This is a genomic window from Streptomyces sp. NPDC014861 (assembly GCF_043081625.1).
Classification (GTDB): domain Bacteria; phylum Actinomycetota; class Actinomycetes; order Streptomycetales; family Streptomycetaceae; genus Streptomyces.
Map to the genome: position 1 here is coordinate 341,882 of NZ_JBIBWV010000003.1, position 12,680 is coordinate 354,561.

Sequence of the window (12,680 nt, forward strand, 5' to 3'; positions counted from 1 at the left end):
GGGTGGGGCGGGGGGGGGGGGGGGGGGGGGGGGGGGGGGGGGGGGGGGGGGGGGGCGCGCCCCCGCCCCGGGGGCCCGCCCCCCCCCCCCCCCGCGGCTCCGTCAGGTCACTCCGCCGGCAGGCGCGGGGTGCGCGGCGGCACCGTGCGCCGGCTGCCGGTCCGCTCGAAGGCCGCCGCGAGGGACAGCAGGGCGTTGTCGTCGTAGGCGCGGCCCGCGAAGGTCAGTCCGACGGGCATGCCGATGTCCGCCATGGTGCCCATGGGCACCGTCACGGTCGGGATGCCGAGGTGGCGGGGGACGAGGTTGCCGTTGGCGACCCAGACGCCGTTGCGCCAGCCGAGGTCCGCGGAGGCCTCGTCGACGTCCATGTCCGCGGGGCCCACGTCGGCGACCGCGGGGAAGACGACGGCGTCCAGGCCGAGTCCGTCCATCCACACCTCCAGGTCGACGCGGCGCGTCTCCTCCAGTCCGCGCAGGCCCTCCTCCAGGAGCGGCATGTCGGCGAGGGACGCGTAGGGGCGCTCGCGCACGAAGCGGGGGTACGCGCCGATCGTGTCGTCGAAGCCCTCGTAGCGGTCGGGCAGCTCCCCCTCACGCTTGGGCCAGATGCGGTCGCCGTCCACGTCGGCGAGGGTGTCGAGCGCCGGGTCGCCGTTGGCGCGCAGGAAGTCGTCCCAGGCCCAGGCGGACAGGTCCTCGATCTCGAAGGTGAGGTACGCGCGGCTCACCAGACCGCGGGTGAGCAGCGAGGGTGCTCCGGGGCGGTCGGACTCGTAGTTCGACACCACGGGGAACTCGACCTCGACGACCTCGGCGCCGGCGGCCTCCAGGTCGCGGCGGGCGGCCTCCCACAGGGCGATGACCGAGGGGCGGGTGTCGACGCGCTGTCCGGTCTGGCCGCCGATGCCCCCGTCGGGGTTCGTGCCGGCGTCGGGGTCGGCGTTGACGTACATGCGGGGTACGCCGACGCGCTTTCCGGCCAGCGCGGCGGCGGCGCTCTCGGCGCCGGCGGGGGCCAGGGCCGGGTAGGAGGCGGGGCGGACCCGCGAGGCGGGGGGCAGCGTCAGCCAGGGCTGGGCGCGCCACAGGTCGCCGCGCGCGTCCGGGTCGTCGGCGACGATGACGTCGAGCAGTTCGAGCAGGTCGGCCATGGTGCGGGTGTGGGGCACCACGACGTCCATCGTCGGGACGAGCGGCCAGTTGCCGCGGACCGAGATGACGCCGCGGCTGGGGGTGTAGGCGCACAGCGCGTTGTTCGAGGCGGGGGCGCGGCCCGAGGACCAGGTCTCCTCGCCGAGGCCGAACGCGCCGAAGGAGGCGGCCGTCGCCGTGCCGGAGCCGTTGGAGGAGCCGGAGCCGTAGGCGCTGGTGAGCCAGTCGGCGTTGTACGGGCTCTCCGCGCGGCCGTACAGGCCGCGCTGCATGCCGCCGTTGGCCATCGGAGGCATGTTGGTGAGGCCGATGAGGATCGCGCCGCCCGCGCGCAGCCGCTCGATGGCGAAGGCGTCGCGCTGGGCGACGAGGTGCTCGAAGGCGGGGGAGCCGGACGCGGCCGTGAGCCCCTCGGCGAGGTAGCTGTCCTTGGCGGTGTACGGGATGCCGTCCAGCGGTCCCAGCGTCTCGCCGCGGGCGCGGCGGGCGTCCGAGGCCTCCGCCTCCGCGCGGGCGCGCGGGTTCATCACGACCATCGCGTTCAGGGCGGTGGCGGTACCGGGCCGGTCGTACGCGTCGATCCGCGCGAGATAGGCGTCGAGCAGCTCGACGGCGGTCGTCTCGCCCTTCTCCAGCGCTGCGCGCAGGTCGGCGATACAGGTCTCCACGACATCGAATCCGCGCGTCACGGGGGTGCTCCTGGGGGGTGAGTGGGGCAGGCGGGCCGAGGGCCGTCACCCGCCCCAGCGCTCTGACTTGATTTTCAGTCTAGACTAGGAGTCTAGAAATGCGGAACCTAGACTGGGGACCTGGATCTCCGTCACCGAAAGTGAATGCTCATGCCGACGTCAGAGACCGGGCCCGTCGAGCCGGGCACCGCCTCACGACCCGCGTCCCGGGTCCCGACCGACAGGAAGCGGCAGCCCAGCGGGGACGAGGCGCGGGCGCGGGCCATGCGGGCGGCCATCAGCGTCATCGCCGAGAAGGGGACGGCGGCCCTGCGCATGTCGGACATCGCGGAGCGGGCCGGCATGAGCACCGGACACATCCTCTACCACTTCGGCAAGAAGGACCGGCTCCTGCTCGAGGTCCTCGCCTGGAGCCAGGCGGACCTGTGGGACCGCTTCCGGCAGGCCGCCGACCGGGCCGCGACCCCCGCCGAGAAGCTGGACCTCTTCGTCCGCTTCTACCTCCCCCGCGACCAGGGCGACGAGCGCTACGCGCTGTGGACGCAGGTGCTCGCCCAGGGCCACGACGAAGCGGGCCGGCGGATCCTCACCGAGCTGCTGGACGGCTGGGACGAACGCCTGGAAGCCATCGTCCGGGAGGGGCAGGAGCTCGGGCACTTCGCCGACGTGGACCTGCCCGAGTTCACCGTCCGGGCCGTGGCCATGCTGAGCGGGCTCTCCGAGGACGTCATGTTCGGACGCTCCCGCTGGCACCACGCCTCCCCGCACGCGTTCGCCCTGTCCGCCCTCGCACGCGAACTGCGCCCCGAGGGCCAGGACTGACGGCGGAGGGCGCCGCCCGGTCCGACCGGGCGGCGCCCTCCCCGCGCGAGGAGCGTCACTCCGCGCGTCCCCCGAAGGCGCCGAGGATGCGCTCCGCCGCGAGCGTCGCCGTGAGCTCCCCGTCGCGCACCCGCCGCTCGACGTCCGGGGTCAGGGCGCGGACGGCCGGATCCGCGTGGAGCCGGGCGAGCAGCTCGTCGCGGACCATCGTCCAGGCCCAGTCGACCTGCTGGTCCCGGCGCCTGGCGTCGAGGCGACCCGCGGCGTCGAGGACCGCGCGGTGGTTCTCCAGGCGCTCCCACACCTCGTCGAGGCCGGAGGACTCCCGGGCGCTGCACGTCAGCACCGGGGGCGTCCACACCGCCTCGCGGCCGTGCATCAGCCGCAGCGCGCCCGCGAGCTCGCGGGCGGCGGCGCGGGCGTCGGTCGCGTGCGGACCGTCCGCCTTGTTCACCGCCACGACGTCCGCCAACTCCAGGACGCCCTTCTTGATGCCCTGGAGCTGGTCGCCCGTGCGGGCCAGGGTGAGCAGCAGGAAGGTGTCGACCATGTTCGCCACGGCCGTCTCGGACTGCCCGACGCCGACCGTCTCCACCAGGACGACGTCGTGGCCGGCGGCCTCCATCACCACCATCGACTCACGGGTCGCCTTGGCGACCCCGCCGAGGGTGCCCGCGCTGGGAGACGGCCGCACGAACGCCGCCGGATCCACGGCGAGCCGCTCCATCCGCGTCTTGTCGCCGAGGATCGAGCCCCCGGTACGGGTGGACGAGGGGTCGACGGCGAGGACCGCCACCCGGTGCCCGAGGCCGGTCAGCATGGTGCCGAAGGCGTCGATGAAGGTCGACTTCCCGACGCCGGGCACACCGCTGATGCCGATCCGCCGGGCCCGGCCGCTGTGCGGCAGCAGTCGGGTCAGCAACTCCTGCGCGAGCGCCCGGTGATCGGGACGGGTGGACTCCACGAGGGTGATGGCGCGGGCCACGAGGGCCCGCTTCCCCTCCCGTACACCCTTCTCGTACGTGTCGAGGTCGATGGCCATGGGCTAGAGGTCGTGTCCCAGGTCGGCCGCGAGCCTCCGCACCAGATCGGCGGCCGCGTCCGGGATCACCGTGCCGGGCGGGAAGACCGCGGCGGCGCCCATCTCCAGGAGCGTCGGCACGTCCTGGGGCGGGATGACCCCGCCGACCACGATCATGATGTCCTCCCGGCCCTCGGCGGCCAGCTCGTCCCGCAGCGCCGGGACGAGCGTGAGGTGACCGGCCGCCAGGGACGAGACGCCCACGATGTGGACGTCCGCCTCGACGGCCTGCCGGGCCACCTCGCCCGGGGTCTGGAACAGCGGGCCGACATCGACGTCGAAGCCCAGGTCGGCGAAGGCGGTCGCGATCACCTTCTGGCCGCGGTCGTGCCCGTCCTGGCCCATCTTGGCGACCAGGATCCGGGGACGGCGGCCCTCGGCCTCCTCGAACGAGCCGACGAGGGCTCGGGTCGACTCCACGTTCGGGGACTCACCTGCTTCGTTGCGGTACACGCCGGAGATCGTACGGATCTGGCCGGAGTGCCGGCCGTACACCTTCTCCAGCGCGTCCGAGATCTCGCCGACGGTGGCCTTCGCGCGGGCGGCCCGCACGGCCAGCTCCAGGAGGTTGCCCTCGCCGCCCGCCGCGCGGGTGAGGTCGTCCAGCGCGTCCTGGCAGGCCCGCTCGTCGCGCTCCGCGCGCAGCCGCCGCAGCTTCTCGATCTGCTGGGCCCGCACGGACGAGTTGTCGACCTTCAGGACCTCGATCTGCTCGTCGCCGTCGACGCGGTACTTGTTCACACCGATGACCGGCTGGCGGCCGGAGTCGATCCGCGCCTGGGTGCGGGCCGCCGCCTCCTCCACACGGAGCTTCGGGATGCCCGCGTCGATCGCCTGCGCCATGCCGCCGGCCGCCTCGACCTCCTGGATGTGCTGCCAGGCCCGGCGCGCCAGGTCGTACGTCAGCCGCTCCACGTAGGCGCTGCCGCCCCACGGGTCGATGGTCCGGGTGGTGCCCGACTCCTGCTGGATGAGCAACTGGGTGTTGCGCGCGATACGGGCCGAGAAGTCGGTCGGCAGCGCGAGCGCCTCGTCGAGCGCGTTGGTGTGCAGCGACTGGGTGTGGCCCTGTGTCGCCGCCATCGCCTCCACGCACGTGCGCGTCACGTTGTTGAAGACGTCCTGCGCGGTCAGCGACCAGCCGGAGGTCTGCGAATGGGTGCGCAGCGACAGCGACTTGGCGTTCTGGGGGTCGAACTCCTTGACCAGCTTCGCCCACAGCAGACGGGCCGCGCGCAGCTTGGCGATCTCCATGAAGAAGTTCATGCCGATCGCCCAGAAGAAGGAGAGCCGCGGCGCGAACGCGTCCACGTCCAGGCCCGCCTCCCGGCCCGCGCGGATGTACTCGACGCCGTCCGCGAGGGTGTAGGCCAGCTCCAGGTCGGCGGTCGCCCCCGCCTCCTGGATGTGGTAGCCGGAGATGGAGATCGAGTTGTAGCGGGGCATGCTCCGCGAGGTGAAGGCGAAGATGTCGGAGATGATCCGCATCGACGGCTTCGGCGGGTAGATGTAGGTGTTGCGGACCATGAACTCCTTGAGGATGTCGTTCTGGATGGTCCCGGCGAGCTTGTCGGCGGAGACGCCCTGCTCCTCCGCCGCCACGATGTAGAGGGCGAGGACGGGCAGCACCGCGCCGTTCATCGTCATCGACACCGACATCCGGTCCAGCGGGATCCCGTCGAACAGCTGCCGCATGTCGTAGATCGAGTCGATCGCCACGCCCGCCATGCCGACGTCACCGGTCACCCGCGGGTGGTCGCTGTCGTACCCGCGGTGGGTCGGCAGGTCGAAGGCGACCGACAGGCCCTTCTGGCCGGCCGCGAGGTTCCGCCGGTAGAAGGCGTTGGACTCCTCGGCCGTCGAGAACCCCGCGTACTGGCGGATGGTCCAGGGCTGGTTGACGTACATCGTCGGATAGGGGCCGCGCAGGAAGGGCGCCACGCCCGGATACGTCCCCAGGAAGTCGACGTCCTCCAGGTCGCTCCCGGTGTACAGGGGCTTGACCGTGATGCCCTCGGGCGTCTCCCACAGCAGTTCGTCCCCGCCGGCGGCCCGCTTGACCGCGGCGCGCCACTCCTCGGGGCTGCCGGCCGTGGACGGGGATCCGAGGTCGATCCCGGTGAAGTCGGGGATTCCCATCAGGACACTCCCATGCGGTCGAGGGTGGCGGAGAGGACGGCGACCGCGTCGCACCCCGCGAAGACGTACGAGTCGACACCCGGGTACCCGGCGGGACGGCCGGCGAGCACCACGTGCCCGGCCCCGGCGGCGCGGAACGCGGCCGCCTCCTCGGCGGCGCGCTCCTCGTACACGGCGTCGCTGGAGCACAGGCAGACCTCGGCGGCCCCGCTGTCCTCGAAGGAGCCTTCGGTGACGGGCTCGATGCCGCCGGCCTGGAGGAGGTTCGCGGCGAAGGTCAGCCGGGCGGTGTGCGCCGCGGCCGGCCCGAGCGCGGCCAGGAAGACCCGCGGACGGGCCCCGGTCGCGGCCAGATGGGCGTCGGACCGGGCGCGCAGCGCCTCGAAGGCCTCGTCGCGGCGGACCCGCGGCAGCCCGCCCGAGGGCCGGGCCGGCGCGGGTTCGCGCACCACTGGCTTCTCCGCGAGGTGCGGGAACTCGCTGACACCGGTGACCGGTTCGCGGCGCTTGGCCAGCGCCTTGGAGCGCTCGGCCCAGGTCGCGGCGAGCCGCTGCTCGATCCAGCCCGAGCGCAGCCCGGCCGCCGGTCCACCGGACCGCTCGATGTCCTGGAAGAACTCCCAGGCGGCACCGGCGAGTTCGTCGGTCAGCGACTCCACGTACCAGGAGCCGCCGGCCGGGTCGATCACCCGCGCCAGGTGCGACTCCTCGATGAGGACGGTGGAGGTGTTCCGGGCGATCCGGCGCGCGAACGCGTCCGGCAGACCGAGCGCGTGGTCGAAGGAGTGGACGGTCACCGCGTCGGCGCCGCCGACACCCGCCGCGAGTGTGGCGATCGTCGCCCGCAGCATGTTCACCCACGGGTCCCGCGCCGTCGTCATCACCGAGGACGTGACCGCGTGCTGGACCTGGGCCCCCGCCGCGGGGGCGCCGCACGCCTCCGCGACCCGCGCCCACAGACGGCGCGCCGCGCGCAGCTTGGCGATGGTGAGGAACTGGTCGGCGGTCGCCGCGTACCGGAACTCCAGCTGTCCCAGAGCCTGTTCGACGCTCAGGCCACCGCCGGTGAGCGCCCTCAGATAGGCGACACCGGTGGCGAGGGAAGCGCCCAGTTCCTGCGCGGCCGAGCCACCGGCGTCGTGGTACGGCAGGGCGTCCACGGTCAGCGCCCGCAGTCCCGGGTACGCCTCGGCGCACAGCCGCGCGAGGGCGACCGTGGCGGCGAAACCGTCACCGTCGTAGGCGGAACCGGTGCGCGCCTCGGTGCCGAGCGGGTCGGCGCCGAGGTTGCCGAGCGCCCCCTCGGGGGCCACTCCGCGCCGGGCGTAGAGGGCGAGCAGCTCCTGGGCCGCGTCCGCCGTCTCGGCCCCGGCGTCCAGGACGACCGGAGCCAGGTCGAGGTACACGCCCCGCAGCACCCGGTCCAGATCGTCCACCGGGATCCCGCCCGGCCCCACGGTCAGCCACAGCGAGGCGACGCCGTTCTCCAGGTCCGTCAGCACGGCCTCGGGATCGGCGGCGGCGTGGTGCTGGCGCACGTCCCAGCCACCCACGGCGTTGCCGGTGGCGCGCCCGGACCGGACGAAGGGAGGGAAGCCGGGTAGGCCGGGGTCGGGCGCGGCGTCGGCGGCCGTGTACAGCGGGCGGGTCCGCAGGCCGTCCTCGAGCGCGACGGACAGCGCGTCCTCGGCCTCGGTGGCGGGAACGTCCTTGCCCGACCGGCTCAGCACGCCGGTCACGAGACGCTGCCACTGCGCACGGGTCGCTGCGGGGAACTCGGCGGCCAGGGAAAGGCCGTCGTCAGGCAGCACAGTCATGAGCGGAGCTTAGGTCAGGTGAACAAAGGAGCAGCAGGGTGATCACCTGTGACCTTGACCTCTCCGGACCGCCCTTGATCGCGCCGACCGACCGTGCATGAGGACGTCACCGCCGCGCCGGAACGGTGCACCTCAGCACCCCGCCACCGCCCTGCCCGCCGGCGAGGGGTGCCGGGGCCCGAGGAACACCACACGATCGGGTCCCGCCCCGAAGCGGGGGAAGACGGTCTGCCGCCACCCCAGGTACCGGAAGAAGCCCAGCGCCATGGCGTCCGTATGCCGGGGAGCCGCCCAGACGCGGTCGTCCAGCGCGGGCACCGTCAGCGTCTCCAGGAGCCGGGTCGCCACACCCCGCCCCCGCGCCACCGGCGCGACGACGAGGTCCGTGACGTGGACGGCTCCGGCCAGCCACTCCTGGGCGCGCCGGGCGTCGCCCTCCCACTCGTCCCCCGTGTACGGGTCCGGGGTCCGCGCCGCGACGCCGAAACCGCACAGGAGGCTGTCGGCCCGCGCCGTCACCGCGAGGAAGCCCGGCGTCCGGGCCTGCTCGGCCATCCGGTCGCGCAGCGCCGAGGCGGCCGCGTGCCGGTCGCCCTGCGCGGGCAGGCACCCCCTGGCGGCGAGCCGCCGCAGATGCAGGAACTCGTCGGCGAGCGGGAGCGCGGCCTCTCCGGGGTAGACCACCGTGGTGATGTTCACGATCTGCTTCCTCTCGCCAGGGGGTTGCCGCGGTCGGGGCCGTCCGTCGGAAGGCGGGTTCCTCGGGCGGCGGGGCCCTCAGGTCAGAAGGACGTCCAGGTGAAGGACACCTCGTCGCCGTGCTCTATCTCGAACTGGCAGCCGCCGACCGGGGTCGGGACGCCGTTGACCGCGATGTTCCAGTAGGCGGAGCCGCCGCCGCTGACGCCCTTCACCGTGTCGACGGAGTAGTCGTCGAATGAGGCGTACCAGGTGCCGTCCCAGGTGAAGCCGTTGCGCTTCGCCGCGTGGTCCAGGGCGGCCGTGGGGGTCGGCACCTTGGTCGCGTGCGCGGAGCCGTTGGTGCCGTCGCACTTGTGGGTGCCGCCGGTGGCGGTCGTGACGTCGTGGCCCCAGGTGAAGATCTTCTTCTGGAAGAGCAGGCCGTCGGGGCCCTGGACCTTGACGGTGACTCTCACCGGCGTGTTGGTGAACGCCGCCGTGGTCTCCGGCTGCGCGACCGCGGGAGAGGCGGTCAGGGCGAGGCCGAGGGCCGCTGTGGCGACGGCGGTGCGGCGGAGCAGGGAGGTGCGCATGAGGTTCCTCTCGACAGGGGGTGCGGTGGGTGGTGCGTGGTGCGACCGGGCGTGCCGTCCGGGCCCGCACCCCGGCCGGAGAACCGGACCGGGGCCTGGAAGCGGGCCTTGCGGGCGGCGCGGCGGAAGACGGTGAGGACGGCGGGGCCGGCCAGGGTGATGGCGACGAGGTTGGTGACGGCGCGGCCGGTGTCCCAGCCGAGCGAGGTCGCCAGATCGAAGGCGAGGTACCGCTGGAACTGCTCGGTGAACGGCAGGCCCGGCAGATACGCGATGGAGCTGTTCGGGTCGAGCGAGAACGGCCAGAACGACAGGTTGAGCAGGAAGCCGAACAGATAGCCGGAGAGCGATCCGTACACCGCGAGCAGGGCGACCTCCCGCCGTCCCGTGGCCTTCGGGAGGAAGCCCGCGAGCATGCCGACGAAGGCGCAGCCGAACATCTGGTACGGCATCCAGGGGCCGACGCCGCCGGTGATGAGGGCGGAGGCGAACAGGGAGGTGCAGCCCAGCGTGAACCCGAAGCCCGGACCGAACACCCGCCCCGCGAGCACGAGGAGGAAGAACACGGTCTCGATGCCGGCGGTGCCCGCCCCCAGCGGGCGGAGCGCGGCGTTGACCGCGGACAGCACGCCCAGCATCGCCAGGGCCTTCGAGTCGATCCCGCCCTCCGCGATCTCCGAGATCACCACGCAGAGCACCACGACGAGCAGGACGCCGAAGATCAGTGGCGGTGCGTAGTTCGAGCCGAACTTCCCCGGCGCGACCAGGAACGGCCAGAAGAACGCGACGACGCCGAGGAAGGCGGCCATGGCGATGACGATCCCGGCCCGGGCCCGGATGCGGATGGCGGCGGGGGAGGCGCTCATGACTCCGGGTCCGTCCCGTCGGCGGCGAGCACCGCCGCCACCTGGTCCACCGTGAGGAAGGGCAGGGGGGCGAGGACCTTCGCCGTCTGCGGGGCGAAGACGGGGGAGGCGACGATGACCTCGGTGGTCGGCCCGTCCGCGACGACGTCCCCCTCGGCCATGACGACCACCCGGTCCGCGGCGCGGGCGACGAACTCCACGTCGTGGGTGGAGATCACGACCGTGCGTCCCTCGGCCGCCAGGCCGTCCACGATGTCGATCAGGGCGCCCTTGGCCCGGTAGTCGAGCCCGCGCGTGGGCTCGTCGAGGAGCACCACCCGAGGGGCGGCGGACAGCTGGATCGCCAGCACCAGGGCCAGCTTCTGGCCCTCGGACAGATCGCGCGGATGCGTGGTGTCGGGGATGCCGGGGGCGAGCCGGTCCAGCAGGGAGCGCGCCGGAACCGCCTCGTCCCCGGCCCCGGACTCGGCGTCCGCCTGGTCCAGTTCCTGCTTGACGCTCTCCAGGTACAGCAGGTCGGTGGGCGTCTGCGGCACCAGGCCGACGAGCCGCCGGGCCTCCGCCGCCGAGACCTTCCGGGGATCGCGCGAGCCCGGCTCGCCGGCCTCCCCGACGGCCACCGCACCCGCCTTGCGGGGACCGGAGCCCTGGAGCGCCCACAGCAGGGAGGACTTGCCGGAGCCGTTGCGGCCCATCAGCGCGGTGACCTCCCCGCCCCGCAGGTCGAGATCGACCTCGCGGACGGCGGGCACGCCCTGGTACGTCACGGTGATGCCGCGCGCGGTCAGCAGACCCGGCCGGTCCGCGCCGGGCGCCGGCCGGACCGGGGGCGGTACGACCCGCTCCAGCCGGGTCCGCAGCGGCGCCGCCGCCCGCCGGGCGTCGCGGATGGAGAGGGGCAGCGGGGACCAGCCGGCGGCCCGGCCCAGCTCCACGACGGGCGGGGCGATCGACGCCGTACGGAAGATCTCCGCGGGCGGCCCGGAGACCACCCGCCCGTCCCCCGGCAGGTGCAGGACGCGGTCCGCGTACTGGACGACCCGCTCCAGGCGGTGCTCGGCGAGCAGGACGGTGACGCCGAGGTCGTGGACGAGCCGGGTGACGGCGGCCAGGACCTCCTCGGCGGCCGTCGGGTCCAGCGCCGAGGTCGGCTCGTCCAGGACGAGCACCCGGGGGTGCGCGGTCAGGACGGAGCCGATGGCGACGCGCTGCTGCTGACCGCCGGAGAGTTCGTGGAGCGCCCGGTGCCGCAGGTCGGCGAGTCCCAGCAGGTCCAGGGTCTCCTCCACCCGCTTGCGCATGGTCGCCGGAGGCACCGCCAACTGCTCCATGGCATAGGCGAGTTCCTCCTCGACGGTGTCGGTGACGAAACCGTCCAGGGGGTCCTGGCCGACGACTCCCACGACATCGGCGAGCTCACGCGGAGGATGGTCGGCGGTGTCCCGGCCGTCGACGGTGACCCGGCCGTGGAGGGTGCCCCCGGTGAAGTGCGGCACGAGTCCGTTGACGGTGCCGAGCAGGCTCGACTTGCCGGTGCCGGTGTGACCGACGACCAGGCAGAGCTCGCCCTCCTCCACCGTCAGGTCCACGTCCCGCAGGACGGGCTCGGCCATGTCGTCGTACACGACGGTGACCTGCTCGAAGGTGATCACGTGGGTTCCTCGGTGCGCTGTGCGGGAAGGACCGGCCGGACCGGCGGACCGGGCGGAGGGGCCACGAACCCGGCGGTCCCGGCCAGCAGGATCGCCGCGGCCGGGACCAGCGGAAGGGTGGGCCAACTCAGCGGATAGATCGACGGGTTGAGTTCGGCCGCGTCGAAGCCCGCGTTGCTGAAGAGGAGCACAGCGGACAGCACGCCGCAGCCGGCCACGGCCCACTCGGCGGCCCGCCACGGATCCGGGCGGTAGGTCGTACGGGTCACCCTGCGCCCGCCGAGACGGAGCCCCGCCACGCACAGCAGCCCGCCGACGACCAGCGCCGGGAAGCCGAGCACGGCCGGAGCGGTGGCGTCGAGGAGCCCGTACGCGCCGGCGCAGAGGCCGCACATGCCGAGCAGCATCAGCGCGCCGGTGGCCCGGCGCGACCCGCGGGTCGCCGTCCCCGCCCGCCCGTAGCCCCGGGAGTCCATCGCCGCCGCCAGCCGCAGGGAGCGTTCCAGCGCGTCCTCCAGCACCGGGACGATGATCCCGCGCAGGGCCCGCAGCCCCTTGGAGCGCCCGGCACGGAGCCGCCGCGCCCGGTGCACGCGCTGGACGCTCTGGACCAGTTGGGGCGCCACGCTCAGGGAGACGGTGACGGCCACGCCGAGCTCGTACAGCGCGCCGGGCAGCACGCGCAGCGCACGCTTGGGGTTGGCGAGGGTGTTGGCGGCGCCGATGCAGCAGAGCATGCACGCCAGCCGCAGCCCGTCGGTGGCGGCGGAGAGCAGCGCCTCCAGGGAGACCGGGCCGCCGATCTGGATCCCGGCGTACCAGTCCGGGGTGGGCAGGTGCGGGAGCGCGAAGAGGAAGTGGTCGCGGGGGGTGATCCCGGTCGCGAAGACCGCGCGGAACACCACCCGGATCGCGACGACGGTGAGGGCCAGATACAGGTAGTACTTGAAGCCGCGCGCCCAGGGCGCCTCGGTGCGGCGCATCGTGATGACGTATCCGAGGACCGCGAGGACCAGGAAGAGCAGCAGCGGGTTGTTGGTGCGGCTCACCGCCGTCGCGAGCGCCAGGGCCCAGACCCACCAGGCGACGGGGTGGAGGGTGCGGGGCAGGCGGCGGCCGCCCGCGTCCGGCGCGGGGCCGGACGCGGACGGTGCGACGGCCGCCGTGGAGGCACGGGGCACGCGG

General features: G+C 73.8%; 10 protein-coding genes. 1 reads left to right on the forward strand and 9 read right to left on the reverse strand.

Going from position 1 to position 12,680, the window contains the following annotated elements:
• Window positions 1-107: 107 nt before the first annotated feature.
• Window positions 108-1,844, reverse strand: a complete 1,737-nt coding sequence (locus tag ACF1BN_RS08205; RefSeq protein ID WP_392330770.1) for an amidase — start codon at window positions 1,842-1,844, stop codon at window positions 108-110.
• A 150-nt stretch (window positions 1,845-1,994) separates the two neighbouring features.
• Between ACF1BN_RS08205 and ACF1BN_RS08210 the strand changes: the two genes are divergently transcribed.
• Entirely contained in the window at window positions 1,995-2,666 is a 672-nt protein-coding gene (locus ACF1BN_RS08210; RefSeq protein ID WP_392330771.1) for a TetR/AcrR family transcriptional regulator, read from the forward strand.
• 55 nt (window positions 2,667-2,721) lie between these two features.
• Here ACF1BN_RS08210 and meaB read toward each other — a convergent pair whose 3' ends face one another.
• The 8 genes from meaB to ACF1BN_RS08250 form a co-directional block, all read right to left on the reverse strand.
• A complete protein-coding gene (gene meaB, locus ACF1BN_RS08215) occupies window positions 2,722-3,708 on the reverse strand; it encodes a methylmalonyl Co-A mutase-associated GTPase MeaB (protein ID WP_392330772.1) in 987 nt (328 codons plus the stop codon).
• 3 nt (window positions 3,709-3,711) lie between these two features.
• Window positions 3,712-5,886 carry a methylmalonyl-CoA mutase gene (gene scpA, locus ACF1BN_RS08220; protein ID WP_392330773.1) on the reverse strand — a complete coding sequence of 725 codons (2,175 nt, stop codon included), beginning with the start codon at window positions 5,884-5,886 and terminating at the stop codon, window positions 3,712-3,714.
• Window positions 5,886-7,703 carry a methylmalonyl-CoA mutase family protein gene (locus ACF1BN_RS08225; RefSeq protein WP_392330774.1) on the reverse strand — a complete coding sequence of 606 codons (1,818 nt, stop codon included), beginning with the start codon at window positions 7,701-7,703 and terminating at the stop codon, window positions 5,886-5,888. Before ACF1BN_RS08225 ends, scpA begins: the two co-directional genes overlap by 1 nt.
• A 132-nt stretch (window positions 7,704-7,835) precedes the next feature.
• On the reverse strand, window positions 7,836-8,402 hold the full coding sequence (locus tag ACF1BN_RS08230; RefSeq protein WP_392330775.1) for a GNAT family N-acetyltransferase: 567 nt from the start codon (window positions 8,400-8,402) through the stop codon (window positions 7,836-7,838).
• Window positions 8,403-8,485: 83 nt separating this feature from the next.
• Window positions 8,486-8,977, reverse strand: a complete 492-nt coding sequence (locus tag ACF1BN_RS08235) for a DUF4430 domain-containing protein (RefSeq protein WP_392330776.1) — start codon at window positions 8,975-8,977, stop codon at window positions 8,486-8,488.
• A complete protein-coding gene (locus tag ACF1BN_RS08240; protein ID WP_392330777.1) occupies window positions 8,917-9,843 on the reverse strand; it encodes an ECF transporter S component in 927 nt (308 codons plus the stop codon). Before ACF1BN_RS08240 ends, ACF1BN_RS08235 begins: the two co-directional genes overlap by 61 nt.
• Window positions 9,840-11,495 (reverse strand): ABC transporter ATP-binding protein, encoded by a 1,656-nt coding sequence (locus ACF1BN_RS08245; RefSeq protein ID WP_392330778.1) that lies wholly within the window; start codon window positions 11,493-11,495, stop codon window positions 9,840-9,842. The genes ACF1BN_RS08240 and ACF1BN_RS08245 overlap by 4 nt, the downstream gene beginning before the upstream one ends.
• The gene (locus ACF1BN_RS08250) at window positions 11,492-12,676 is read right to left on the reverse strand and encodes an energy-coupling factor transporter transmembrane component T (protein ID WP_392330779.1); all 1,185 of its coding nucleotides are present in this window, start codon (window positions 12,674-12,676) and stop codon (window positions 11,492-11,494) included. The genes ACF1BN_RS08245 and ACF1BN_RS08250 overlap by 4 nt, the downstream gene beginning before the upstream one ends.
• Window positions 12,677-12,680: the final 4 nt, after the last annotated feature.

Excerpts from the sequence above, each read along its gene's own strand:
- ACF1BN_RS08210 (WP_392330771.1), top strand. The coding sequence starts at position 1,995 with ATGCCGACGTCAGAGACCGGGCCCGTCGAGCCGGGCACCGCCTCACGA.
- meaB (WP_392330772.1), bottom strand. The coding sequence starts at position 3,708 with ATGGCCATCGACCTCGACACGTACGAGAAGGGTGTACGGGAGGGGAAG.
- scpA (WP_392330773.1), bottom strand. The coding sequence starts at position 5,886 with ATGGGAATCCCCGACTTCACCGGGATCGACCTCGGATCCCCGTCCACG.
- ACF1BN_RS08225 (WP_392330774.1), bottom strand. The coding sequence starts at position 7,703 with ATGACTGTGCTGCCTGACGACGGCCTTTCCCTGGCCGCCGAGTTCCCC.
- ACF1BN_RS08235 (WP_392330776.1), bottom strand. The coding sequence starts at position 8,977 with ATGCGCACCTCCCTGCTCCGCCGCACCGCCGTCGCCACAGCGGCCCTC.
- ACF1BN_RS08240 (WP_392330777.1), bottom strand. The coding sequence starts at position 9,843 with ATGAGCGCCTCCCCCGCCGCCATCCGCATCCGGGCCCGGGCCGGGATC.